The sequence below is a fragment of the Providencia alcalifaciens genome (assembly GCF_915403165.1).
GTDB lineage: Bacteria > Pseudomonadota > Gammaproteobacteria > Enterobacterales > Enterobacteriaceae > Providencia > Providencia alcalifaciens_C.
In genome coordinates this window covers 400,574-425,849 of the sequence record NZ_OU659204.1, presented here as the reverse complement: position 1 = coordinate 425,849, position 25,276 = coordinate 400,574, and the positions used below count along the sequence as shown (strand labels likewise).

General features: G+C 44.9%; 20 protein-coding genes and 1 riboswitch. Of the genes, 10 read left to right on the top strand and 10 right to left on the bottom strand.

From position 1 onward, the window contains the following. Positions 1-2 precede the first annotated feature (2 nt). The 9 genes from LDO73_RS01880 to dcuC all read left to right on the top strand — a co-directional run bounded on the left by LDO73_RS01880 (position 3) and on the right by dcuC (position 9,797). Positions 3-680, top strand: coding sequence for an HAD family hydrolase (locus LDO73_RS01880; RefSeq protein WP_224059943.1), 678 nt, complete (start codon positions 3-5; stop codon positions 678-680). Between the two features lie 193 nt (positions 681-873). Next, a riboswitch (TPP riboswitch) is annotated at positions 874-986 on the top strand. A 145-nt stretch (positions 987-1,131) separates the two neighbouring features. Continuing rightward, entirely contained in the window at positions 1,132-3,114 is a 1,983-nt protein-coding gene (thiC, locus tag LDO73_RS01875) for a phosphomethylpyrimidine synthase ThiC (protein ID WP_224059942.1), read from the top strand. Next, positions 3,098-3,775 carry a thiamine phosphate synthase gene (gene thiE / locus LDO73_RS01870; RefSeq protein ID WP_224059941.1) on the top strand — a complete coding sequence of 226 codons (678 nt, stop codon included), beginning with the start codon at positions 3,098-3,100 and terminating at the stop codon, positions 3,773-3,775. The genes thiC and thiE overlap by 17 nt, the downstream gene beginning before the upstream one ends. Then, positions 3,765-4,523, top strand: a complete 759-nt coding sequence (locus LDO73_RS01865) for a HesA/MoeB/ThiF family protein (protein ID WP_224059940.1) — start codon at positions 3,765-3,767, stop codon at positions 4,521-4,523. Before thiE ends, LDO73_RS01865 begins: the two co-directional genes overlap by 11 nt. After that, a complete protein-coding gene (gene thiS, locus LDO73_RS01860) occupies positions 4,511-4,711 on the top strand; it encodes a sulfur carrier protein ThiS (protein WP_224059939.1) in 201 nt (66 codons plus the stop codon). The genes LDO73_RS01865 and thiS overlap by 13 nt, the downstream gene beginning before the upstream one ends. 2 nt (positions 4,712-4,713) lie before the next feature. Then, entirely contained in the window at positions 4,714-5,484 is a 771-nt protein-coding gene (locus tag LDO73_RS01855) for a thiazole synthase (RefSeq protein ID WP_181478648.1), read from the top strand. Continuing rightward, a complete protein-coding gene (gene thiH, locus LDO73_RS01850; protein ID WP_154626059.1) occupies positions 5,481-6,602 on the top strand; it encodes a 2-iminoacetate synthase ThiH in 1,122 nt (373 codons plus the stop codon). The genes LDO73_RS01855 and thiH overlap by 4 nt, the downstream gene beginning before the upstream one ends. A 571-nt stretch (positions 6,603-7,173) precedes the next feature. Continuing rightward, entirely contained in the window at positions 7,174-8,427 is a 1,254-nt protein-coding gene (pepT, locus tag LDO73_RS01845; protein WP_224059938.1) for a peptidase T, read from the top strand. Continuing rightward, complete coding sequence (gene dcuC, locus LDO73_RS01840) at positions 8,424-9,797, top strand: C4-dicarboxylate transporter DcuC (RefSeq protein ID WP_224059937.1); 1,374 nt, start codon at positions 8,424-8,426, stop codon at positions 9,795-9,797. The genes pepT and dcuC overlap by 4 nt, the downstream gene beginning before the upstream one ends. An 81-nt stretch (positions 9,798-9,878) precedes the next feature. Here dcuC and LDO73_RS01835 read toward each other — a convergent pair whose 3' ends face one another. Together LDO73_RS01835 and LDO73_RS01830 are read right to left on the bottom strand one after the other, a co-directional pair. Further along, entirely contained in the window at positions 9,879-10,334 is a 456-nt protein-coding gene (locus LDO73_RS01835) for a hypothetical protein (protein ID WP_224059936.1), read from the bottom strand. A 172-nt stretch (positions 10,335-10,506) separates the two neighbouring features. After that, on the bottom strand, positions 10,507-11,502 hold the full coding sequence (locus LDO73_RS01830) for a VWA domain-containing protein (RefSeq protein WP_423810866.1): 996 nt from the start codon (positions 11,500-11,502) through the stop codon (positions 10,507-10,509). 357 nt (positions 11,503-11,859) lie between these two features. Here LDO73_RS01830 and LDO73_RS01825 point away from each other — a divergent pair, with 357 nt between their 5' ends. Further along, positions 11,860-12,639 (top strand): class I SAM-dependent methyltransferase, encoded by a 780-nt coding sequence (locus tag LDO73_RS01825; protein WP_224059935.1) that lies wholly within the window; start codon positions 11,860-11,862, stop codon positions 12,637-12,639. A gap of 87 nt (positions 12,640-12,726) precedes the next feature. On the opposite strand, the gene rpoC is transcribed toward LDO73_RS01825, so the two are convergent. The 8 genes from rpoC to secE all read right to left on the bottom strand — a co-directional run bounded on the left by rpoC (position 12,727) and on the right by secE (position 24,942). Beyond that, positions 12,727-16,947, bottom strand: a complete 4,221-nt coding sequence (rpoC, locus tag LDO73_RS01820) for a DNA-directed RNA polymerase subunit beta' (RefSeq protein ID WP_224059934.1) — start codon at positions 16,945-16,947, stop codon at positions 12,727-12,729. A 115-nt stretch (positions 16,948-17,062) separates the two neighbouring features. Continuing rightward, positions 17,063-21,091 carry a DNA-directed RNA polymerase subunit beta gene (rpoB, locus tag LDO73_RS01815; RefSeq protein WP_224059933.1) on the bottom strand — a complete coding sequence of 1,343 codons (4,029 nt, stop codon included), beginning with the start codon at positions 21,089-21,091 and terminating at the stop codon, positions 17,063-17,065. 357 nt (positions 21,092-21,448) lie between these two features. After that, positions 21,449-21,814: a 50S ribosomal protein L7/L12 gene (rplL, locus tag LDO73_RS01810; RefSeq protein WP_006657047.1), complete on the bottom strand. Its 366-nt coding sequence runs from the start codon at positions 21,812-21,814 to the stop codon at positions 21,449-21,451. A gap of 60 nt (positions 21,815-21,874) precedes the next feature. Continuing rightward, positions 21,875-22,372 (bottom strand): 50S ribosomal protein L10, encoded by a 498-nt coding sequence (gene rplJ / locus LDO73_RS01805; protein ID WP_224059932.1) that lies wholly within the window; start codon positions 22,370-22,372, stop codon positions 21,875-21,877. Between the two features lie 335 nt (positions 22,373-22,707). Then, a complete protein-coding gene (gene rplA, locus LDO73_RS01800; RefSeq protein ID WP_224059931.1) occupies positions 22,708-23,409 on the bottom strand; it encodes a 50S ribosomal protein L1 in 702 nt (233 codons plus the stop codon). A gap of 4 nt (positions 23,410-23,413) precedes the next feature. Then, complete coding sequence (gene rplK / locus LDO73_RS01795) at positions 23,414-23,842, bottom strand: 50S ribosomal protein L11 (protein WP_006657044.1); 429 nt, start codon at positions 23,840-23,842, stop codon at positions 23,414-23,416. 167 nt (positions 23,843-24,009) lie between these two features. Then, positions 24,010-24,555 carry a transcription termination/antitermination protein NusG gene (gene nusG / locus LDO73_RS01790; RefSeq protein ID WP_224059930.1) on the bottom strand — a complete coding sequence of 182 codons (546 nt, stop codon included), beginning with the start codon at positions 24,553-24,555 and terminating at the stop codon, positions 24,010-24,012. Beyond that, positions 24,556-24,942: a preprotein translocase subunit SecE gene (secE, locus tag LDO73_RS01785; RefSeq protein WP_224059929.1), complete on the bottom strand. Its 387-nt coding sequence runs from the start codon at positions 24,940-24,942 to the stop codon at positions 24,556-24,558. Positions 24,943-25,276: the final 334 nt, after the last annotated feature.

Here is a 25,276-nt window from a genome sequence, read left to right as displayed (position 1 = left end):
CCATGCAAAACCTATCTACACAAACCAAATTAGCGATTTTTGATCTCGATGACACCCTGATCCGTGGCGATAGCAGCGTACTTTGGACGCAATATCTGTGGGATAAAAAGATCATTACCGACCCGCGTTTTGTCGAAGCCGATAAAGAGATGATGGCGCAATACAATGCGGGCAATTTGGATATGGTGACTTACTTAAAGTTTAGTTTGCAGACCCTTGACGGCTTTAAAACTGAGCAAGTCGATGAGTGGTTAGATGATTTTGTGGATACCATTATCATTCCACGCATTTACCCTAACGCATTAAGTACCGTTGCCTCATATCGATCGCAAGGGATCCCGATCATTGTGATCTCAGCAACGGTCTCTTTTATTGTGAAGAAGGTAGCGGATCGCCTCGGTGCTGATGTCACGATGGGCATTGATATTAAGCATTCAAATGGCTGCTACACCACCGAAATTGACGGTATCCCGACCTTTAAAGAAGGTAAAGTTAAGCGTTTAACCCAGTGGATCGCCCACCAGCCAATCACTGATGCGTATATTTATTTCTACACCGATTCCGCCAATGACCTACCAATGTGCCATTTCGCCGATGAGACATTTATCGTCAACGGCGACCCGCGTCTTCTCCAAGCCGCCAACGAAAATCACTGGCCGCAATATTCGTGGAGTTTGTAAAACCCCATTTTTAATTATTAATTCCTATTTTTTAAATTTTTACCCAATACACTGATTTCCCCTAAATTATTCGAGTGAGAAGAAGGCGGCAAGCGAGGATATCCCTAGGAGCATACACAAGTATGTGACTAGGGTGGCCGAGAGAAGCCAACGCACTTATCGCTTGAAGAATGACGGGGAAACTTTATACTGAATGCTCTTGTCGGAGTGCCTAGTATGCATTTGCATCAGGCTGAGACCGTTAATTCGGGATCCGCGGAACCTGATCGGGTTAATACCCGCGAAGGGAACAAGAGTAATCTTCAGCGCAATTTTCGCTCATTTCTTGGCGAAAAACTAGCCGCAACGCCACACCATTACTCCTCCGAACTCCAGACAAGCAACTTTCTTTCGATAAACCCGCTATTGGCGATTTACGCCGTATAGCCTGTGACGATGTCAGGAAATTGCTATGTCCAATAATGCTAATAATTCAGTTATACCGAGTACCGATATTTCCCCTAAAGCTGCGCCAGCACGCACGCGAAAAGAGCAACGTGACGCCGCAGAAGACTTTATTAATACCATTTCCGGTGTTTCATTCCCTAACTCTGAACGTATCTACCTACAAGGCTCGCGCGACGACATCCAAGTTCCGATGCGTGAAATCCAGCTCTCCCCGACACTTATCGGCGGCGACAAAGATAATCCTAAATTTGAAGATAACGAAGCCGTTCCTGTTTATGACACTTCAGGCCCTTACGGCGACCCTGTCTCTGAACTCAATGTTCACAAAGGATTGAAAAAAATTCGCGCACCGTGGATCAGTGAACGTGCTGATACTGTTGCCGTCGAGGATCTCAGCTCCAATTTTACCCAGCAGCGCCTCGCGGATGCAGGCTTAGATCACTTACGTTTTAATCACCGCCCTGCACCACTGAAAGCGCAAATAGGCAAATGCGTCACTCAGTTGCATTATGCTCGCCAAGGTATTGTGACCCCTGAAATGGAATTTATCGCCATTCGTGAAAATATGGGGCGTGAACGCATTCGCAGTGAAGTTTTAAGACAGCAGCATCCAGGGCAAAGCTTCGGCGCTATTTTGCCAGAAAATATTACGCCGGAATTTGTACGCCAAGAAGTGGCGGCGGGTCGCGCTATCATCCCTGCCAATATTAACCACCCAGAATCTGAGCCGATGATTATCGGACGCAATTTCTTAGTGAAAGTGAATGCCAATATTGGTAACTCTTCCGTGACTTCATCCATTGAAGAAGAGGTGGAAAAACTGATTTGGTCTACCCGCTGGGGCGCAGATACGGTGATGGATTTATCCACGGGTCGCTATATTCACGAAACCCGCGAATGGATTTTACGTAATAGCCCAGTGCCAATTGGTACCGTGCCTATCTACCAAGCCCTCGAAAAAGTGAACGGTGTTGCTGAAAACCTCACTTGGGAAATGTTCCGCGATACTCTGCTAGAGCAAGCCGAGCAAGGGGTGGATTACTTCACTATCCATGCCGGTGTTTTACTGCGCTATGTGCCAATGACCGCTAAACGACTAACCGGTATTGTCTCTCGTGGTGGCTCTATCATGGCGAAATGGTGTTTATCCCACCACCAAGAAAACTTCCTGTATGAGCATTTTCGTGAAATCTGCGAAATTTGTGCCGCTTATGATGTTTCCTTGTCTCTTGGAGATGGGTTACGCCCAGGCTCCGTACAAGATGCTAACGATGAAGCGCAATTCTCAGAGTTACATACTTTAGGCGAGCTGACCAAAATTGCGTGGGAATACGATGTGCAGGTGATGATTGAAGGACCGGGACATGTGCCGATGCAGATGATCCGCCGCAATATGACCGAAGAGCTAGAGCACTGCCACGAAGCCCCATTCTATACGTTAGGCCCTCTAACCACCGATATCGCACCGGGCTATGACCACTTCACTTCCGGCATTGGCGCGGCAATGATTGGCTGGTTTGGCTGTGCAATGCTGTGCTACGTGACGCCAAAAGAGCACCTTGGTTTGCCAAATAAAGAAGACGTCAAACAGGGGCTTATCACCTACAAGATTGCTGCCCACGCCGCTGACCTCGCGAAAGGTCATCCGGGGGCGCAAATCCGTGATAACGCCATGTCCAAAGCGCGTTTTGAGTTCCGTTGGGAAGACCAGTTTAACCTTGCCCTCGATCCAGAAACCGCGCGTAAATATCACGATGAAACCTTACCGCAAGCGTCAGGGAAAATTGCCCACTTCTGCTCTATGTGTGGACCAAAATTCTGCTCCATGAAGATTTCCCAAGAAGTTCGTGACTATGCAGCACAAAAAGAGGCAGCACAAAAAGAAGCGGGCATGGAGCAGATGTCGGAAGCGTTCCGTGCTCACGGTAGCGAACTCTATCATGGGGCTGAGATTGCTGAGGTCGTGAGTGATGAACAAAACGCTTAATCTCCCAAATAGTCCATTTCCACCGACCGAGCACTGCCTCGGTCTGTATCCGGTTGTGGATTCTGTTGAATGGATTGAACGCCTGCTAAATGCAGGTGTTTCCACCTTGCAATTGCGCATCAAAGATAAGCAAGACCACCAAGTCCGTGAACAGATCCAACAAGCAATAGCCCTTGGTAAGCAGCATAACGCCCGATTATTTATCAATGATTATTGGCGTTTAGCCATAGAGTTAGACGCCTATGGCGTCCACTTAGGGCAAGAAGATCTGGAAACCACCGATCTGGTGGCGATTCACCAAGCTGGGCTACGGCTGGGGATCTCCACCCACGATCCTGATGAAGTCGCGATTGCCAAAACAGTGCGTCCATCTTATATCGCCCTTGGGCATATTTTTCCGACCCAAACCAAGCAGATGCCCTCCTCGCCGCAAGGTTTAGAGGCGTTACAGCAGATGGTAGAAGAGACTCCAGACTATCCGACAGTCGCAATTGGCGGCATCTCCATTGAACGAGCCCCTGCCGTGCTCGCCACTGGTGTCGGCAGTGTGGCAGTTGTCAGTGCTATCACCCAAGCCGATGACTGGCAAAGTGCAACACAAACATTGCTGGATCTGGTTGAATCGGCCTCTCGCTTAAAGGAAAACGACCATGCTCAATGATCTCGAATTTATGCGTTATAGCCGCCAATTGCTGCTTGAGGATGTCAGCCCTGAAGGGCAACAAAAACTCAAACAGAGCAAGGTACTGATTGTCGGTTTAGGTGGGCTGGGCTCCCCTGCAAGTTTGTATCTAGCAGGGGCGGGTGTCGGTGAATTATGGATAGCGGATCATGATGACCTGCATGTGTCTAACTTGCAGCGCCAAGTACTGTATGACACGCAGGATATTAACCAGTCAAAAGCGCAGCTAGCCGCAGCGCGTTTAAAGCAGCTTAATCCCCATACTCAGACGCGCATTTTCCAACAAAAGCTTGATGCTGACAGTTTGCTTCCCTTAGTGGAACAGGTGGATTTGGTGCTTGATTGCTGTGACAACATGGCCACTCGCCATGCAGTCAATGCCGCATGCGTCCTTAGCAATACCCCGCTCATCAGCGGCAGTGCCGTTGGCTTTGGCGGGCAACTGATGGTTCTGGAGCCGCCTTTTCAATCGGGCTGCTACGCCTGTTTGTATCCCGACCAAGAAGAGCCTCAACGTAACTGCCGTACGGCGGGGGTTTTAGGCCCTGTGGTGGGTGTGATTGGTACTTTACAAGCATTAGAAGCCATCAAATTGCTGGTGGGATTACCCTCCCCGTTAAGTGGAAAACTACGCCTGTTTGATGGAAAGCAGCAGCAATGGAATACCTTGCAGCTGACCCGGTCAAAACAGTGCCCCGTCTGCCGAGAGGCCACATGCATATCATAATCAATGACCAGCCGATGGAGCTTGAACCGCCCATTACCGTCCACCAGCTATTAACGCAACTCGGGCAAAGTACATCCGGCTCAGCACTGGCTATCAATCAGGTGATCATTCCCAAAAGCCAGTGGGAGAGCCATTTTCTGAATGAACAAGACAACATTCTGCTGTTTCAAGCTATCGCAGGGGGTTAATAATGTTAAAAATTGCTGATGTCACTTTTCAGTCACGTTTATTTACAGGAACAGGCAAGTTTGCCAATCCAACATTAATGCAGCAAGCCATCCAAGCCTCGGGCAGCCAGCTGGTGACCATGGCGATGAAGCGCGTTAATTTACGTGGGCAAGATGATGGTATTTTGCAGCCACTTCAAGAGCTGGGGGTGAAATTGCTTCCCAACACTTCCGGGGCTAAGAATGCCCAAGAAGCTATTTTCGCCGCACGTCTCGCTCGTGAAGCCCTCGGCACTCATTGGGTAAAACTCGAAATTCATCCTGATGTCCGTTACTTATTACCAGACCCTATCGAAACGTTACTCGCGGCAGAGCAACTCGTCAAAGAAGGATTTGTGGTATTGCCTTATTGCAGCGCAGATCCTGTTTTGTGTAAGCGACTAGAAGAAGTGGGCTGCGCGGCGGTGATGCCTCTGGGCGCACCTATCGGTACCAATAAAGGTTTAGTCACCAAGGAGATGCTGCAAATCATCATCGAACAAGCCAATGTGCCGGTGGTGGTAGATGCTGGAATTGGTGCGCCTAGCCACGCCGCCGAAGCCATTGAGATGGGTGCCGATGCGGTGCTAGTCAATACCGCCATTGCCGTCGCTAAACAGCCCGTATTAATGGCGCAAGCCTTTAAAATGGCGGTTGAAGCGGCACAACTCGCTCGTCAAAGCGGCCTTGCGGCACCCAAACAGCGAGCAGAGGCATCTAGCCCTCTGACTCAATTTTTGGAGGCGCTGCAATGATTGAAAGCTTTCGGGAACGTTGGGAACAGTTAGATTGGGACAACCTTACATTACAGATCAACAGCAAAACCGCCGCAGATGTGGAGCAAGCATTACAGAGTGACACGTTGACTCTCGATGATTTTATGGCGCTGCTTTCCCCTGCTGCGCGGCATTATATCGAGCCAATGGCGCAAAAGGCACAGCGCTTAACACGTCAGCGCTTTGGTCATACTGTTGGGTTTTATGTTCCTCTGTACCTTTCCAACTTATGTGCCAATGACTGTACCTATTGCGGATTTTCGATGAGCAACCGTATTAAGCGAAAAACCCTCGACGATGCAGAGATTGTCCGTGAATGTGAAACCATCCGCCAAATTGGTTTTGACAGTTTGCTCTTGGTAACGGGTGAACATCAAACCAAAGTCGGAATGGACTATTTTCGCCGCCATATCCCAGTGATCCGCTCCTATTTCAGTTCTCTTATGATGGAGGTTCAGCCTTTATCAACCGAAGAGTACCGCGAGCTGAAAACCTTAGGATTAGATGGCGTGATGGTATACCAAGAAACCTACCATGAGCCAACTTATCAACTTCATCATTTAAAAGGCAAAAAACAGGATTTTCATTGGCGATTAGCAACGCCAGAGCGCCTTGGTCAAGCAGGTGTTGATAAAATTGGATTGGGGGCATTAATTGGGCTTTCCAGTAGCTGGCGAACGGATTGTTACATGGTGGCAGAGCATCTTCTGTATATGCAGCAACACTATTGGCAGAGCCGCTATTCTATTTCATTTCCACGCTTACGTCCTTGCGCGGGAGGAATCGAACCCGCCTCGCTGATGGGGGATGCGGAGCTTGTTCAGCTAATTTGTGCCTTTCGCTTGCTTGCTCCTACAGTGGAATTGTCGCTGTCCACCCGAGAATCCCCTTATTTTCGGGATCATGTGGTACCACTGGCGATTAACAGCGTCAGTGCTGGCTCTAAAACTCAGCCAGGAGGCTATGCGGATTCGAAAACCGAGTTAGAGCAATTCTCGCCCCACGATAACCGCAGTGCAGCGCAAGTCGCCCATGCTTTAGTACAAGCCGGGTTACAACCTGTTTGGAAAGATTGGGATGGCTACTTAGGACGTTAATGGTTCATTTTTCAATGGGAAATATTGAAGAGAATATTTCCCATTAAATGGAACTTGGAAAATACGACGTTTAATTTTTAAATAATTATATTAGTCAGATCACAAAAACTGAAACAATGATTCATTAATCCGATTAAATTAAAATATTAATAATATTTAAAAATTATTTTAATGGTTTTTTAAACTACAATGAAATTATGACCATAATATAACTGAATTTTAAATTTTTATTATCTTCGTTAAATAACAATTTAAGTTAGGAAAGATGAATATCTAGAATTAAATATAATAGATGGCATGGAAATAAAAATAGCCATTACTTATCAATAAGATTGATATACTTTACCGCTGAGTATTTTGTGATAAACATTCTAATTCAATAATTAAATATTGCTACTTCTATTCTTCTTTTTTAATCACTCTGTGTCTTTAGTCAAAAAAATAACTGGTCAGATATTTATTTTATCGTTATTCATGATAAAAGAATATTGCAACGAAGTAGCGTTTATCTTCATTGCAATAATGAAAGTATAAAAATAATGCATCACCATGATGCTGGAGAATGAGAATAATGAATATTGTTGACCGTTTTATTTCTTATACAAAAATTAACACCACCACGAATAGGGAAAAAGGCGCAGCGGGCATCATGCCATCATCAGAAGGCCAGCGCGTTCTTGCCAAACAATTAGTTCAAGAGTTAGAAGGCTTAGGCTTACAGGACATCAAACTGCGTGATACGGCCATCGTTACCGCAACGCTGCCTTCTAACCTCGATTATCAAGTGCCAACGGTGGCATTCTTTGGTCACTTAGATACTAGCGCAGAGCAGACTAACGACACCAAAGCACAAATTTTGCCTTATAACGGCGAAGATATTTGCATGAATAAAGAACTCAACATTTACCTACGTAAAAGTGAGTTCCCAGAATTAGAAAACTACCTTGGTGATGACATCATTGTCACCGACGGTACCAGCCTATTAGGTGCCGATGATAAAGCAGCTATCGCCTCGATTATGGATATGTTGCAGTACTTTAAACAAAACCCAGATATCAAACACGGGGACATCAAAGTGGGCTTCGTTCCTGATGAAGAACAAGGTCTGCGCGGTGCAAAAGTATTTGATGTGAAAGAGTTTGGTGCTGATTTTGCCTACACCTTAGACTGCTGCGGTATTGGCGAGTTGGTGTATGAAAACTGGAACGCGGGGGATGTGGAAATCGTCTTTACAGGTAAATCAGCTCACCCAATGTCCGCGAAAGGCAAACTGGTAAACTCCCTGCTAATGGCACAGAAATTTATCGCGATGCTGCCGGGCGGCGAAGCGCCTGAATATACCGAAAACCGTGAAGGTTATTACTGGGTTAAGCAGATGTCCGGTAACAGTGCTCGCACTGTCCTGAAAATGGATGTGCGTGACTTTACCGAAGAGGGCTACCGCACTCGTATGGCATTCCTGAAAAAATTAGCGGGTCACTGTGAAGACCTGTGGGGACCAGAAAGCGTAACCTGTACCTTAGCTGACCGTTACTCAAACGTGTACAACAGCCTACAAGGTGAAAACCGTTATCCAATCGATATTGCTCACGCAGCTTATGAAGCTTGTGGGATCACACCAAAAGTTATCCCAATGCGTGGAGGCTATGATGGTGCGGCTCTTTCACAAAACGGACTTCCTTGCCCGAACATTTTCACGGGTGCTCATAACTTCCACTCGATTTATGAATATCTACCTGTGAAATCCCTGTATGCCGCAAGTGATGTTCTGAAGCAAGTAGTGCAAATCACCGCAGAGCGTTTCAAGCCAGGAGCTAATGCATGATCCCAATTCTAACGGTTCTGATTGTCGTTGTTTTGGTTGCTCGCTTTATTTTGAAAGGCTACAAAGCTGAACCTGTCTTGTTAATTGCAGGTTTAGTCTTGATGATCTGTACCCTCGCTCTTGGCTGGGGTCCAATTCTACCAAAAAGCGTAGCAACCACCGGTATCACTTGGCTTGACCCATTCGAAGTGATGCGTGACCTATTTAGTAGCCGTGCCGCAGATCTTGGTCTGATGATTATGGCGCTGATGGGATTTGCACACTACATGGATCATATTGGTGCGAACGAAGCCGTTGTTCGTGTTGCCACTAAACCGCTGAAAAATATGCGCTCACCTTATGTGCTGCTATTTTTCTCATTCTTGTTAGCGAGCATCTTACAGTTAGCTATTCCGTCAGCGACAGGCTTAGCGGTGCTGTTAATGGGTACGATGTTCCCAATTATGATTGGTTTAGGGCTCTCCCCTGCGTCTGCTGCTGGGGTTATCGCAACATCCCTTGGGGTTGCTTATACACCAACCGCGATTGATGCTATCCGTGGTGCGAAAGCCGTTGATATGTCCGTGGTTGAATACGTGCTTTACTACCAAGGGCCTGCGGCATTAGCCACTGTGCTGGTGGTCGGTATCACCCATATTTTCTGGCAACGTCATTGTGACCGTAAACAGGGTTTCGTACCTGAAATCGGTAAAGCCGTTCAATCTCATGATAAGGAAAAAGTCGCTAAATCGGTTCCGGGTTATTATGCGATTTTACCGATGCTGCCCATCATTATGGCGGTCGGCTCTTCCAACCTGTTTTTTGAGGGAATTCACCTCGACGTTGTGACCATCGTACTGATTGCTATGGCGATTTGTATGGTGCTGGAAACCGTGCGAGTGCGTAACTTCAAGCAAGTGTGCAATGGGTTCCAAACCTTCTTAAATGGGATGGGGCATGCGTTTAGTAACGTAGTCGGGCTGTTAGTCGCTGCGGGTGTGTTTGCTCACGGGATCAAAGTCAGTGGTGCCATCGACCAATTAATCCTTGGTGCAGAATCCGTCGGTTTACCACCATTTGCGATGGCGATTGTGTTTGCATTAGTCACCTTAGCCGCCGCAATCATTATGGGTTCAGGTAACGCACCATTCTTAGCATTCGTGGAGTTAATCCCACAAATTGCACACAGTATGGGTGTTAACCCAATTGCCATGATCCTACCAATGCAGCAGGCTTCTCATATGGGGCGTGGTATGTCTCCGGTTTCGGGGGTGATAATTGCCGTCTCCAGTGGCGCGAAACTTCAGCCGTTCGATGTGGTGAAACGAACCGCCATACCGTTGATGGTTGGGTTTGTTGCCCACTGTGCGATTATCGGTATCTTCTACTAAATCGTACTCTGATATATATCCATAGCGTTTAATCTGTACACCACAAATAAGGCCCCAATGGAATTCATTGAGGGCCTTATCCTATTGAAGAACAATAATCTGTTTCCACTCACTTATTATCCTGTCGGAGAGTAGTATTGTGTGATTTCCGTGATTGATGACCAATCCTGCAATAGATAGCCGTAATTGCAATCTATTCGATGCCTGGATAAGCCGAAGAGTATTAATCGGGAGCTGAGCATGCAAAATGATGCTATCTCCGCTGTAATAGCAGTGACAAGATAATTCTTCTTCTGCCTCATCATCTATTTTGAGAAAAGTGTCTGAGTGGACATCACCACAGCCATACTCTGCATCATAATCTAGCCATATAATATCTTCTGAGCTGGAACGACTAGCATGGCTATATATTTCAATTTCATACTCAGGCTTATCTGTTCCGATTCGATAAAACATAATAGATGTTCCATCATTTAGCCGTGAGCTACTGACTAGCAGAGTTTGTCCATCATGTTTTTCTTCGGTGATAGGAGCCAAAATATTATCCTCTGTTACCTATGACTAACGTTATGAGCGGTATATTAGCGAGGTACTTTATTCATTTTTTATCATAGATACCAGTCAGTAATCCCAATTTATAAAAGCTTTCTCACAAATATTCATTTGACTCATCGTAGTATTAGGCCTGCAATTGCAGGCCTTTTGATTATTATTTTTGACACTGACAGCCTGAATGGTGGTGCGGATGGTGACTATGATGACTCTCGTTACCACAACAAGCATCTATCGCCTTATTGATAATTTCAGCTAGCGTATTCACCGTTCCTAAGATAGTCGGCAGTTGGTCACAGACATTCGCACAGTCTGAACGCTCTGGGTTTGGGATAGTAGGAGGGATAAGACTGTCACAGAGAATTTCTTCTAACACTAAGCTGAAATTCGCAATTCCCGTGGTGTAAATATACGCACGCCCCCCAGTTTGTTCCGCTAAACGAGCATATTCTTTTGTTACTCTGTCTCTATCCGCTAAGCTTGGGAAACGGTCGAGGTTGGTTGGCGTATCATCAGGTGTACCTTGGTAGGTATACACTTTGACATGGGCATGTTGAGCAACCTCAATTGCTTCATTGTTTTTAGCTATTGCTGCACTGGTAAGTCGACCACCGCCCCCCTCCATGCCTTCATCACCTAAGACAAAAATGGCGCGACGAGCACCGTCACGCCAATCAAAGTATTTACTCACATCAATGACGGCACGACAGAGATCTTCTTTATTACCTGCATGGTCAATACCATCAGCCTCTTTAAAAGGTGGCCGCGCTTGTAGGTTGCTTTCGTTTACCCCTTTTAAGATTAAATAATCACTCACTGATTGATCAAACTTAGTTCCCGTCCAAACGCCTTGGATACCTAAAAATGTCGCCCTTAAATGGGATGGGCAATTTGCTGCCGCTTTTTCAATAGCCGCATCTATTTGTTGGCTTAAATCAGTGGACTCATCAGACATGGAGCCGCTAGTGTCAATCACCACAACTAAGTCTAAAGCGATATCTCCCGTACCAGTCACCAGCTGAGAGGTTTGGTTAACCATAATACTTGGCACCCCAAGTGAAGTCATATTCTGCATCGTACTGCTAGATGTCTTATTATTATCATTTTCAGTGTTATTATTTTCAACTTCATTATTTTCTGTATTTTTTTTCATGTGTATATTCCTATTAACTGAATGAATTTAATTCGTTTATTTTCATCTTTTAATAAATAATATTGCAGCTCCCATCCTAAATATAATTTATATCATGGACGCCATTATTCCTTTATTTACATTCAGATTGACACAATAATAAATATCACAAACATAACACTTAATAATTATCACACCTAAAAATCACTCTAATTAACCCCATGATTTTCAAAAATATAGAAATAAACTCAGTCACGATAAATTAATTTATATTACAAATCTTTTTTATTAAGACCTTATTTTAAAGATTAAAAATAGATCAAAAATGACTGTTACACTAAAAAAATCATTATTTCATTCGATAAGAAAGAGGTTTTTATGCTTAGAAAATATCAATTACTCAATGAAAAAGAATCAATAGAAAACTTAAATACGCTACCTGATTCCCCTTTTGATGATTTACCAGAGTTCTATCATCAATCATTACATTGGCCATATCGTCAATATTTAGAAATCCCAACAATAAAGAATTTACTTGGTAATTTAACGGGGCGTACCGTACTTGATTTCGGTTGTGGGCCAGGTAGTTTATCTAGAGAATTCAAGGCGATGGGAGCCAAAGAAGTGATGGGCTATGATATATCAAAGGGAATGCTTAACTATGCGCGTCAACAGGAGAAAAATGCCCCTTTAGACATTGAATATCTTTCTTATATTCCTTTATGTTATCAGCAATATTTTGATGTTGTGATTGCTATTTATCCAATGGTATGTATGAAAGATCGTTACGAATTAGAATCAATGATCTTTCATATTTCAAGTTTACTTAAGTGCGGAGGAAAATTAATTACATTGGTTTTAAATACAGAATTGAATAATACGCCTAATTTTTATCAACCTTATGGTTTCAACCTATTCGATGAATCACCAAGAAAGGATGGCAGTATAACCCGAATTCAGTTAGGACATTTTCCAGAAGAGAAAAGCTTTCCTATCTGTTACTGGTTTACTGAGACTTTGAATAAAATATTTAGAAGTGCTGGATTGGATGAAGCCAAAAAAGAAATATTGATTCCGCCACCATTAAAGCATTTGGACCATTTACAAAATTATATTTCTTATCCTCACGTCGATATTCTGACAACCATTAAAAAATAATCTCTTTGTTGTGATTTTTAGTTATAAAAAAACCGATGCTTATTACGGCATCGGTTTTTGTTTCAAACAATTAAAATTTAATGGATCTTAATTGTTGTCACTGCTAAAACCTGCATTTAACAGTTCAGCTAAGTTCGCTGTTGCTTCATCTGCGCTGACTTGTGGAGCTTCCACAGCTTCGCTCAGATGACGACGACGGATACGATCTTGGTGATACGCGAAACCGGTACCCGCTGGGATCAGACGTCCAACAATAACGTTCTCTTTCAGACCGCGCAGTTCATCACGTTTACCTGCTACCGCAGCTTCTGTCAGTACGCGAGTCGTTTCTTGGAACGATGCTGCTGAGATGAAGGATTCTGTTGCCAGAGATGCCTTAGTAATACCCAGTAGGTCACGACCAAAGTTAGCTGGAATTTTACCTTCATTTTCCAGTTTACGATTCGATACTTTAACGCGAGAGTACTCAACCTGCTCACCTTCGAGGAATTCAGAGCTTCCTGCATCTTCGATGGTAACTTTACGCAGCATCTGACGAACGATAACTTCGATGTGTTTATCGTTAATCTTAACGCCTTGTAAGCGGTAAACTTCCTGAACTTCGTTAGTGATGTAACGAGTCACAGCATGAACACCACGCAGACGCAGGATATCATGTGGAGACTCAGGACCATCAGAAACGACGTCACCGCGTTCAACGATTTCACCTTCGAATACGTTGAGCTGACGCCATTTAGGGATCATCTCTTCGTATGGCTCACTTCCATCTAATGGAGTGATAACCAGACGGCGTTTCCCTTTGGTTTCTTTACCAAATGAGATAATACCGCTGATTTCAGCCAGGATCGCAGGCTCTTTCGGACGACGAGCTTCGAACAGGTCAGCAACGCGTGGCAGACCACCCGTGATATCTTTAGTACCCACGGATTCTTGTGGAATACGCGCTAAAGTATCACCGGCGTTGATTGCGATGCCATCATCTAACTGAACAATTGCGTTACCCGGTAAGAAATACTGAGCAGGCATGTCTGTGTTAGGGATCAGAACATCTTTACCATTCGCATCAATGACACGCAGTGCAGGACGTAAGTCTTTACCAGCACTGGTACGCTCAGCAGTATCCATAACAACGATTGAAGATAGACCCGTTAACTCATCAGTTTGACGAGTCATTGACAGACCTTCAAGCATGTCGGAGAAGCTGATGATACCAGATACTTCACTGACAACTGGCATGGTGTGTGGATCCCAGTTTGCAACGGTTTCACCGCCGATCACTGCTGCACCATCACCTTTCGTTAAGTGCGCACCGTAAGGAACTTTATAGCTCTCTTTAGTACGACCGAATTCGTCGATCAGACGCAGTTCTGTATTACGAGAAGTAATTACCAGCTTGCCTTCTGAGTTAGTAACATATTTCGCGTTGAACAGTTTCAACGTACCTGTGTTACGAACTTGGATGCTAGATTCTGCTGCCGCACGAGATGCCGCACCACCGATGTGGAACGTACGCATCGTCAGCTGTGTACCCGGCTCACCGATTGACTGTGCCGCGATAACACCGATAGCTTCACCTTTGTTGATGATATGACCACGAGCAAGGTCACGACCATAACAGTGAGCACACACACCGAAGTCAGTTTCACAACTTACTACGGAACGTACTTTCACGCTGTCAACAGAGTTAGCTTCTAACAGGTCACACAGTTTTTCGTGTAACAGTGTATTACGTGGAACCAGAATATCTGCAGTACCTGGGATCAGGATATCTTCTGCAGTTACACGTCCAAGTACACGTTCACGCAGTGGTTCTTTAACGTCGCCACCCTCGATAACCGGAGTCATCAGGATACCTTCGTGAGTACCACAGTCATCTTCAGTGACAACCAAGTCCTGAGCAACGTCAACTAAACGACGAGTCAGATAACCGGAGTTCGCAGTTTTCAATGCGGTATCCGCAAGACCTTTACGAGCACCGTGGGTAGAAATAAAGTACTGGAGAACGTTCAGACCTTCACGGAAGTTTGCCGTGATTGGCGTTTCGATGATGGAGCCATCTGGCTTAGCCATCAGACCACGCATACCGGCCAGCTGACGAATCTGCGCTGCAGAACCACGAGCACCGGAGTCGGCCATCATAAAGATACTGTTGAAGGAAACTTGTTGTTCTTCTTCGCCATCACGGTTAATGACTGCTTCAGTAGACAAGTTTTCCATCATCGCTTTAGCAACACGTTCGTTTGCCGCTGCCCAGATATCGATAACTTTGTTGTAACGTTCGCCTGCTGTAACCAGACCAGACTGGAACTGTTCCTGAATTTCTGCAACTTCTGCTTCTGCTTCGGCGATGATCCCAGCTTTTTTCTCTGGAATAACCATATCGTCGATACCAACCGATGCACCAGAACGTGCCGCATAGGCAAAACCGGTATACATGATTTGGTCAGCAAAAATAACAGTAGGTTTCAGACCCAGTACGCGGTAACAGGTGTTCAGCATTTTGGAGATAGCTTTCTTACCTAACGCTTGGTTAACCAGCGAGTAAGGCAGACCTTTCGGTACGATCATCCATAAAATTGCACGGCCAACAGTGGTATCAACTAAACCAGTGTTAATCGTAATGTTACCTTCGCTGTCTTTCACTTCTTCAGTGATACGAACTTTAACGCGGGCATGCAGTGAAGCATGGCCAGAACGGTAAACACGCTCAGCTTCTTTAGGACCGGCTAAAACCATGCCCTCGCCTTTCGCGTTTACGCAGTCGCGCGTCATGTAGTAGATACCTAATACAACGTCCTGAGAAGGAACGATGATAGGCTCACCACTTGCCGGAGACAGGATGTTGTTGGTTGACATCATCAACGCACGCGCTTCTAACTGAGCTTCCAGAGTCAGAGGAACGTGTACCGCCATTTGGTCACCATCGAAGTCGGCGTTATATGCCGCACAAACGAGTGGGTGCAATTGGATAGCTTTACCTTCGATCAGAATTGGTTCGAACGCTTGGATACCCAGACGGTGAAGTGTTGGTGCACGGTTCAGCATAACTGGGTGTTCGCGGATAACTTCATCCAAGATATCCCAAACAACCGCTTCTTCGCGCTCAACCATTTTCTTCGCAGCTTTAATGGTTGTTGCCAGACCACGTAATTCTAATTTGCCGTAGATAAATGGTTTGAATAACTCAAGCGCCATTTTCTTAGGCAGACCGCACTGATGCAGACGCAGGTATGGACCTACGGTGATTACAGAACGACCTGAGTAGTCAACACGCTTACCAAGTAAGTTCTGACGGAAACGACCTTGTTTACCTTTGATCATATCAGCCAAAGATTTCAGAGGACGTTTGTTAGAACCTGTGATTGCGCGACCACGACGACCGTTATCTAACAGTGCATCAACCGCTTCTTGCAGCATACGTTTTTCGTTACGTACGATGATGTCTGGCGCAGCCAGATCCAGAAGACGTTTCAGACGGTTGTTACGGTTGATTACGCGACGATACAGATCGTTCAGATCCGATGTAGCGAAACGACCACCATCCAGTGGTACTAATGGACGCAGATCAGGTGGCAGAACTGGCAGAACGTTCAGGATCATCCACTCTGGTTTGTTACCAGATTGAATAAACGCTTCTAACAGTTTGATACGCTTAGTCAGCTTTTTACGCTTGGTTTCTGAGTTAGTTTCGTTTAACTCTTCACGCAGCGTTTGGCACTCGTTCTCAAGATCGAGGTTTTTCAGCAGACCTTGGATTGCTTCCGCACCCATTTTCGCGTCAAATTCGTCACCGAATTCTTCCAGCGCATCTAAGTATTGCTCTTCTGTCAGAATCTGTGCACGTTCAAGGCTGGTCATACCCCCTTCAACAACAACATAAGATTCAAAATACAGAACGCGTTCGATATCGCGCAGTGGCATATCGAGCAGCAAACCGATACGGGATGGCAGTGATTTTAAGAACCAAATATGCGCAGTTGGAGACGCGAGTTCAATATGACCCATACGCTCACGACGCACTTTAGTTTGTGTAACTTCAACGCCACACTTCTCACAAATCACACCACGGTGTTTTAAACGCTTGTACTTACCGCACAGACATTCGTAGTCTTTTACTGGCCCAAAAATACGCGCACAGAAAAGTCCGTCACGCTCAGGTTTGAACGTACGGTAGTTAATGGTTTCTGGCTTTTTAACTTCACCGAATGACCATGAACGGATCATGTCAGGTGATGCCAGAGCAATTTTGATCGCATCAAACTCTTCGGTCTTGGTTTGCGCTTTCAGAAATTTTATTAAGTCTTTCACAAAATGCTCCTGTCGGAGTTAGACCTATTGGGCGAGAGGTCAAGTCACTCTCGCCAAATCCCAGTACTTACATCGGCCGGAAGACTGAAAATCAGACCTTCCGGCGCAAAACGAATTACTCGTCTTCCAGTTCGATGTTGATACCCAGTGAACGGATTTCTTTCAGCAATACGTTGAAAGATTCCGGCATACCAGGTTCCATCTGATGGCTGCCATCGACGATGTTTTTATACATCTTCGTACGGCCGTTAACGTCATCCGATTTAACTGTAAGCATTTCTTGAAGCGTATAGGCTGCACCGTATGCTTCCAGTGCCCACACTTCCATCTCCCCGAAACGCTGACCACCGAACTGCGCTTTACCACCCAGCGGTTGCTGAGTAACCAAGCTGTAAGAACCAGTTGAACGGGCGTGCATCTTATCGTCAACCAAGTGGTTCAGTTTCAGCATGTACATGTAACCTACGGTTACTTGACGCTCAAATTTCTCGCCAGTACGGCCATCAAACAATGTAATCTGACCTGACGTTGGTAAACCAGCCAGTTTCAGCAGTTCTTTAATTTCTTTCTCTTTTGCACCATCAAATACTGGTGTTGCAATTGGCATACCTTTTTTCAAGTTCTCAGCCAAACGCATAACTTCTTCATCAGAGAAAGTAGTTAAGTCAACTTTCTGACGCGGATCATCACCTAAATCATACGCTTTCTGGATGAATTCACGCAGTTTGGCAACTTCTTGCTGCTGTTTAAGCATAGCATTGATTTTTTCACCAATACCTTTAGCAGCCATACCTAAGTGCGTTTCCAGAATCTGACCGATGTTCATACGTGATGGTACGCCCAGCGGGTTCAGAACGATGTCAACTGGGTTACCGTTTTCATCGTAAGGCATGTCTTCAACTGGGTTGATTTTTGAGATAACACCTTTGTTACCATGGCGACCCGCCATTTTATCACCCGGTTGAATCTGACGTTTAACAGCCAGATAAACCTTAACAATTTTCAGTACGCCCGGTGCAAGGTCATCACCTTGAGTGATCTTGCGACGTTTTGCTTCCAGTTTCTTAGCGAAATCAGATTTCAGTTCATCGTACTGTTCAGCTAATTGCTCTAACTGGTTCTGTTTCTCTTCATCAGCTAATGCTAATTCTAACCAACGGTCACGAGGTAGTTTGTCCAGTTTATCAGCTTCAATACCACCGCTGATCAGTACAGAACGGATACGAGAGAACAGTGCGGATTCAAAAATACGCAGCTCTTCTGTTAAGTCTTTCTTCGCATCACGTAACTGAGTTTCTTCGATTTCCAAAGCACGTTTGTCTTTCTCTACACCATCACGAGTAAATACTTGTACGTCGATAACCGTACCTGATACGCCGTTAGGGATACGTAAAGAAGAGTCTTTAACGTCTGAAGCTTTTTCACCGAAGATAGCACGCAGCAGTTTTTCTTCTGGTGTTAATTGGGTTTCACCTTTAGGGGTTACTTTACCAACCAGAATATCGCCGCCTTTCACTTCTGCACCAATATAAACGATACCGGATTCATCAAGTTTAGACAGAGCTGCTTCACCAACGTTTGGAATATCCGCAGTGATCTCTTCAGGCCCTAATTTGGTGTCACGAGACACACAAGAGAGTTCCTGAATGTGAATGGTTGTGAAACGGTCTTCTTGAACAACACGCTCTGAAACTAAGATGGAGTCTTCGAAGTTATAACCATTCCATGGCATGAATGCCACGCGCATGTTTTGACCCAGTGCTAATTCGCCGAGGTCTGTTGAAGGACCGTCAGCTAACACATCACCACGTTCAACTGGTTCACCTAAAGATACGCAAGGCATCTGGTTAATACAGGTGTTCTGGTTAGAACGAGTGTATTTAGTCAGGTTATAGATATCGATTCCAGCTTCGCCCGGATACATCTCATCTTCGTTAACTTTGATAACGATACGAGAAGCATCAACGTATTGAACTGAACCACCACGTCTTGCAACAGCAGTAACACCGGAGTCAACCGCTACCGCACGTTCCATACCTGTACCAACTAATGGTTTGTCAGCACGTAAAGTAGGAACCGCTTGACGTTGCATGTTCGCACCCATCAATGCACGGTTAGCATCATCGTGTTCAAGGAATGGGATCAGTGACGCACCAACAGAAACAACCTGTTGAGTCGAAACGTCCATATATTCAACTTGTTCACGGCTGAATAAGCTTGATTCACCACGGTTACGACAAGTAATCAGTTCTTCGATGAAACGGCCATCGTCGCTTAATACGGTGTTCGCCTGAGCAATGATGAAGTTACCTTCTTCGATTGCAGACAGGTAATGGATTTCATCTGTTACGATGCCATCACGAACTAAACGGTATGGGGTTTCTAAGAAACCGTACTCATTGGTCTGTGCATAAACAGATAATGAGTTGATCAGACCGATGTTCGGACCTTCAGGGGTTTCGATTGGACAAACACGACCATAGTGAGTTGGGTGTACGTCACGTACTTCGAAGCCTGCACGTTCACGAGTCAGACCACCAGGGCCTAATGCAGAGATACGACGTTTATGCGTAATTTCAGACAGTGGGTTGTTCTGGTCCATAAATTGAGACAGCTGGCTGGAACCAAAGAACTCTTTAACTGCGGCTGAAATTGGCTTAGCGTTGATCATATCCTGTGGCATTAATGCATCAAGGTCGCCCAGAGAAAGACGCTCTTTCACTGCACGCTCAACACGAACCAGACCTACACGGAATTGGTTCTCAGCCATTTCGCCAACGGAACGAATACGACGGTTACCTAAGTGGTCGATATCATCCACTTCACCTCTACCGTTACGGATCTCAATGAGTTTTTTCATTACCTCAATGATATCTTCTTTGCTCAGGATGCCTGAACCTTCAATCTCTTCACGGTTTAGTGAACGGTTGAATTTCATGCGGCCTACAGCAGACAAGTCGTAACGATCTTCAGAGAAGAATAAGTTTTCGAACAGGTTTTCTGCAGCTTCGCGTGTTGGTGGCTCACCAGGGCGCATCATACGGTAGATTTCTACCAGAGCGCTTAAGCGATCGTTAGTTGGGTCGACGCGAACGGTTTCAGACATGTAAGCACCGTGGTCTAGGTCATTGGTAAACAATGTTTCGATTGTTTTGTGACCAGACTGGCTCAGACGTGCCAACATATCTAATGACAGTTCCATGTTTGCTGCACAAATCAGCTCACCGGTGCTCTCATCGATGTAATCTCTTGCAACAACTTTGCCTGCGATGTATTCAACAGGTACTTCGATGTTGCTAACTTCTTCTTTTTCTAACTGACGAATATGACGAGCAGTGATACGACGGCCTTTTTCAACATAGACTTTGCCGTTTGCTTCGATATCGAAAGAAGCAGTTTCACCACGCAGACGCTCAGGAACCAGCGTCATCATCAGTTTGTTATCACGGATTTGGAATACAGTTTTATCGAAGAACAGATTTAAGATTTCTTCGGTGTTGTAATCCATTGCACGCAGAATAATGGTCGCAGGTAATTTACGGCGACGGTCAATACGTACAAACAGGTTATCTTTCGGATCGAATTCGAAATCAAGCCATGAACCACGGTAAGGAATAATACGTGCGTTATACAGCACTTTACCTGAAGAGTGAGTTTTACCTTTATCGCTATCGAAGAATACACCAGGACTACGGTGTAACTGGGAAACGATAACACGCTCAGTACCGTTGATAACAAAAGTTCCGTTTTCAGTCATGAGTGGAATTTCACCCATGTAGACTTCTTGTTCTTTGATGTCTTTAACGGTGCCTTCTGGAGCTTCTCGCTCATACACGATCAGGCGCAGTTTTACACGCAATGGTGCAGAATAGGTCACACCGCGAATTTGACATTCTTTAACATCAAAAACAGGCTCGCCTAAACGATAGCTGACATATTGCAGTTCAGCATTACCGCTGTAGCTCTGAATTGGGAATACAGAACGGAAAGCTGCTTCCAGACCATTCTGGCCATTAGGATCTTGCTCGATAAACTTCTGGAACGAGTCAAGTTGGATGGAAAGGAGATAAGGTATATCCAAAACTTGTGGACGTTTACCAAAATCCTTACGAATACGTTTTTTCTCGGTATAGGAGTAAACCATAGGTTTCCTCAGCTCGTTGATCAGTGACCCAAATCGTTCGCCTTTAGATTAAGGGCAGAACAGGAACGCGTTTTTTGAAGAAATGGAAAATGAATACTTTCCTGAATACTCATTGCTATTACTCTTAAATCATTTCATTGCGTTGCAATTGCTACCGAGCTACCCGAGCGGGTCGTAGCGCAGAACACAGTATATTAAGTAGTCAAATAGAAAGAAGTATTGGAGGGTTGTTTGTTAACATTAAAACTGCGTGAAAAGCTGTTAACACCCATCACGCTTTACAGCGCAAAAAGGCTGGTGATTAAAAAATCACCAGCCATCAGCCTAATTACTTAAGCTGCGTTCTTGAAATTGAACTTATTTAAGTTCAACAGAAGCGCCTGCTTCTTCAAGAGATTTTTTCAGAGTTTCAGCTTCGTCTTTGCTTGCAGCTTCTTTGATAACTGCAGGAGCTGATTCTACCATGTCTTTAGCTTCTTTCAGGCCAAGACCGGTTGCGCCACGTACTGCTTTGATAACTGCAACTTTGTTCGCACCAACAGATGCCAGAACAACGTCAAATTCAGTTTTTTCTTCAGCAGCTTCAGCAGGGCCCGCAGCAACAGCAACAGCTGCAGCAGCAGAAACGCCGAATTTTTCTTCCATCATAGTAATCAGTTCAACAACGTCCATTACAGACATTTCTGCAACTGCATCAAGGATTTGGTCTTTAGTGATAGACATAACAAGTGTTCCTAAAATTCAGAAATAGTTTATACGTTAAAAAGCAACGAAGGAAAGGGCTTATGCAGCTTCTTTCTGATCGCGCAGAGCAGCCAGTGTACGAACCAATTTGCCGGCAGCGGCTTCTTTCATGGTTGCCATCAGGCGTGCGATTGCTTCATCGTAAGTTGGGAGAGTTGCCAGACGATCGATATCTTTCGCTAGGATTAACTCACCTTCAAAGGCCGCAGCTTTAATCTCAAATGCTGGATTCGCTTTCGCGAACTCTTTGAACAGACGAGCGCCAGCGCCCGGATGTTCGTTAGAGAAAGCAATTAAGGTTGGACCAACAAACGCGTCTTTCAGTACATCATAAGCAGTACCTTCAACAGCACGACGAATCAGTGTGTTACGAACAACACGGATATAAACGCCAGCTTCGCGACCTGCTTTACGCAGTTCAGTCATTTTTGCTACAGTTACGCCGCGTGAATCAGCAACAACTGCAGAAAGCGCGCCTTTGGCTACTTCGCTGACTTCAGCAACAATCGCTTGTTTGTCTTGAAGATTTAGTGCCATTAGCTTCTTGCTCCTGGATTAACCGGGAAAACCCGGGACTCACATCACTCAAACACAACATTATGTAAGAGCGCTAAAACACGGTGAGCAGAATAGAAATCCAGAATTAAATTCTAGGTATCTCTGTCACCGTCTACGCAGGTAAATTAAGTAGCTACTAGTAATTCATAAACTACACCTGCGGTCTTGGACGGGGTCTGGAAAGGCCAGACTCCATACCGAAATTTGTGGTTTGTTGGGCACATTTCTATACCCAACAAACTCAAGGCGTCAAATTTTATACAAATTTAACGCAAAGGTAAAGCCTAATTGCCGATTAGCAAATGCTAATGGAATTAAACTGCTGCTGACAGACCAGATTGGTCGATAGCAACACCTGCGCCCATTGTAGTGGACAGGCTGATTTTCTTGATGAAAATACCTTTAGCAGAAGCTGGTTTTGCTTTTTTCAGCGCGATCAGCAGAGACTCAAGGTTTTCTTTCAGTTTATCAGCGTCGAAATCAGCTTTACCGATAGTGGTATGGATGATTCCGTTTTTGTCGTTACGGTAACGAACCTGACCAGCTTTAGCGTTATTAACTGCTTCAGCAACGTTAGGAGTTACAGTACCAACTTTCGGGTTTGGCATCAGACCACGTGGGCCCAGAACTTGACCTAATTGGCCAACAACGCGCATTGCATCTGGAGAAGCAATAACAACGTCAAAGTTCATTTCACCAGCTTTGATTTTATCAGCCAGATCTTCCATACCAACCAGTTCAGCGCCAGCAGCTTTCGCAGCTTCAGCGTTTGCGCCTTGTGCGAACACAGCAACGCGAACTGAACGGCCAGTACCGTGTGGCAGTACAGTTGCACCGCGAACGTTCTGGTCAGATTTACGAGCATCGATACCAAGATTGATAGCTACGTCAACGCTTTCAACGAATTTAGCAGTCGCTAATTCTTTCAGCAGAGCAACAGCTTCATTGATGTCATACTGTTTAGTTACATCAACTTTTTCACGGATATTGCGCATGCGCTTAGTCAGTTTAGCCATTCTATTAGTCCTCCACTACCAGGCCCATGGAACGAGCAGTACCAGCGATTGAACGCATCATCGCGTCAACGTCAGCACCAGTCATATCCGCAGCTTTAGTTTCTGCGATTTCGCGAACCTGTGCAGAAGTCACTTTACCAACTTTGTCTTTGTTCGGCTTACCAGAACCAGACTTAACGCCAGCCGCTTTTTTCAGCAGAACTGCTGCCGGTGGAGTTTTAGTTACGAAAGTGAATGAACGGTCTGCATAAACAGTAATAACAACAGGAATTGGTAAACCTTTTTCCAGGCTGTCTGTTTTTGCGTTGAACGCTTTACAGAATTCCATGATGTTCACACCTTGCTGACCCAGTGCTGGACCAACCGGTGGACTTGGGTTTGCCATACCAGCTGCTACTTGCAGCTTAACGTAGGCTTGTACTTTCTTAGCCATGAATATTTCCTCAAATTGGGTAATAACGCCTTAAAGGATTAAGGCTCCCCGTTACATTAACGCCCCGCAAAATACCGTTTACACAGTATCATGCCAAGCATAAAAAACAAAAGGCGCGAAATTGTATGAAAATTTCGCGCCTTTTGCAAGTCTGCTATTCGGATTAGTTAGGCTTTTTCTACCTGTCCGAAGTCTAACTCAACTGGGGTTGCACGACCAAAAATAGAAACAGAGACTTTTAAGCGGCTCTTTTCATAGTCGATTTCTTCAACAACACCGTTGAAGTCAGCGAATGGACCTTCGCTAACACGAACCATTTCACCTGGTTCAAATAGTGTTTTAGGACGTGGCTTATCACCAACTTGTTGTAAGCGATTCATAATCGCATCAACTTCTTTATCACTAATTGGTGCTGGACGATCTGAAGTCCCACCGATAAAGCCCATTACACGCGGAACACTGCGTACTAAGTGCCAAGAGTCATCATTCATGACCATTTGAACTAATACGTAACCAGGGAAGAATTTGCGCTCACTTTTACGGCGCTGGCCGCTACGGATCTCAACAACTTCTTCAGTTGGGACCATAACATCACCAAACGACTCTTCCATATTATGTAATTTGATATGTTCACGCAGAGACTGTGCTACGCGACCTTCAAAACCAGAGAATGCCTGAATGACATACCAGCGTTTTTTAGGTAAATCTGACATTTAGAATAACCTCAGGCTTGTAATAAATGAAACTAAACGCACTAGGATACCATCTAATCCCCACAGGATTAGTGACATTACAGCCGTTACAGCAGCAACAATCAAAGTCGTTTGTAATGCTTCCTGGCGAGTAGGCCAAATGACTTTTTTCACCTCGATGCGAGCTTCGCGCGCAAACGCCAGAGTTGCTTTACCTTTTGTGGTCCACAAAGCAACAGCACCAGCAATAGCTACTACAGCCACAACTGCAAAAGCACGCAGTGCGAGATTATATTGACGGAAGTAATAGTTGCCCACGATAGCAACTAATAATAAGGCACAGACAACTATCCATTTAAAGATGTCTACACTGCGTCCACTTCCTTGAGCTTCGCTATTCGCACTCATAATTCAACCTGTTACCATGAAGTATGTATAAAGCTCGCTTGCCTTACCTATGCAGTATGGCAATCAGAGCACACCAATAGAATATGCCAGCATACCCAGTAAATTTAATGACCACCCTATTTCGAAAATAAATATCTTTTCGTGGCAGCGGTAAAATATACCATAACTTCTGGGCAAAACCTTAATAAATCTCATATAACTGTATCGGACTCTCAATACAGTCAGTAAATCGTTGTTTCAGAGCCTATCTCACCAATAATTATGAAAACGATTGATGAGATAGGTTCTTAGGTTTAAACGCTAACATTTTAAAAACTTGAGTATAAAAAGGGCA

Coding starts and splice junctions, on each gene's coding strand:
- LDO73_RS01880 (WP_224059943.1), top strand. CDS start 3: ATGCAAAACCTATCTACACAAACCAAATTAGCGATTTTTGATCTCGAT.
- thiC (WP_224059942.1), top strand. CDS start 1,132: ATGTCCAATAATGCTAATAATTCAGTTATACCGAGTACCGATATTTCC.
- thiE (WP_224059941.1), top strand. CDS start 3,098: ATGAACAAAACGCTTAATCTCCCAAATAGTCCATTTCCACCGACCGAG.
- LDO73_RS01865 (WP_224059940.1), top strand. CDS start 3,765: ATGCTCAATGATCTCGAATTTATGCGTTATAGCCGCCAATTGCTGCTT.
- thiS (WP_224059939.1), top strand. CDS start 4,511: ATGCATATCATAATCAATGACCAGCCGATGGAGCTTGAACCGCCCATT.
- LDO73_RS01855 (WP_181478648.1), top strand. CDS start 4,714: ATGTTAAAAATTGCTGATGTCACTTTTCAGTCACGTTTATTTACAGGA.
- thiH (WP_154626059.1), top strand. CDS start 5,481: ATGATTGAAAGCTTTCGGGAACGTTGGGAACAGTTAGATTGGGACAAC.
- pepT (WP_224059938.1), top strand. CDS start 7,174: ATGAATATTGTTGACCGTTTTATTTCTTATACAAAAATTAACACCACC.
- dcuC (WP_224059937.1), top strand. CDS start 8,424: ATGATCCCAATTCTAACGGTTCTGATTGTCGTTGTTTTGGTTGCTCGC.
- LDO73_RS01830 (WP_423810866.1), bottom strand. CDS start 11,502: ATGAAAAAAAATACAGAAAATAATGAAGTTGAAAATAATAACACTGAA.
- LDO73_RS01825 (WP_224059935.1), top strand. CDS start 11,860: ATGCTTAGAAAATATCAATTACTCAATGAAAAAGAATCAATAGAAAAC.
- rpoB (WP_224059933.1), bottom strand. CDS start 21,091: ATGGTTTACTCCTATACCGAGAAAAAACGTATTCGTAAGGATTTTGGT.
- rplL (WP_006657047.1), bottom strand. CDS start 21,814: ATGTCTATCACTAAAGACCAAATCCTTGATGCAGTTGCAGAAATGTCT.
- rplJ (WP_224059932.1), bottom strand. CDS start 22,372: ATGGCACTAAATCTTCAAGACAAACAAGCGATTGTTGCTGAAGTCAGC.
- rplA (WP_224059931.1), bottom strand. CDS start 23,409: ATGGCTAAACTGACTAAGCGCATGCGCAATATCCGTGAAAAAGTTGAT.
- rplK (WP_006657044.1), bottom strand. CDS start 23,842: ATGGCTAAGAAAGTACAAGCCTACGTTAAGCTGCAAGTAGCAGCTGGT.
- nusG (WP_224059930.1), bottom strand. CDS start 24,555: ATGTCAGATTTACCTAAAAAACGCTGGTATGTCATTCAGGCATTCTCT.
- secE (WP_224059929.1), bottom strand. CDS start 24,942: ATGAGTGCGAATAGCGAAGCTCAAGGAAGTGGACGCAGTGTAGACATC.